At 49.0% G+C, this 339-nt stretch carries 1 rRNA gene; it reads left to right on the top strand.

From position 1 onward, the window contains the following. Positions 1-339: ribosomal RNA gene (locus tag EKC99_RS15660) — 23S ribosomal RNA — on the top strand; the annotation flags it as partial.

Raw genomic sequence — 339 nt, 5'->3', positions numbered from 1 at the left:
GCCTGGATGTTTTAGCGTAGTGAATAGTCGAATGGAATGGAAAGTCCAGCCGTAGCAGGTGATAGCCCTGTAGGCGAAATTCAGTACGTGGAACTAAGCATCGAACAAGTAGGGCGGGACACGTGAAATCCTGTCTGAATATGGGGGGACCATCCTCCAAGGCTAAATACTCGTGATCGACCGATAGTGAACCAGTACCGTGAGGGAAAGGCGAAAAGAACCCCGGAAGGGGAGTGAAATAGATCCTGAAATCGTATGCATACAAACAGTAGGAGCACCTTCGTGGTGTGACTGCGTACCTTTTGTATAATGGGTCAGCGACTTACATTCAGTGGCAAG

Source organism: Anoxybacillus sp. MB8, from assembly GCF_011006755.1.
GTDB classification, from domain to species: Bacteria; Bacillota; Bacilli; order Bacillales; family Anoxybacillaceae; genus Anoxybacillus; species Anoxybacillus gonensis.
Note: the sequence above shows the minus strand (reverse complement) of the source record. Positions and strands in the feature narration are given on the sequence as shown.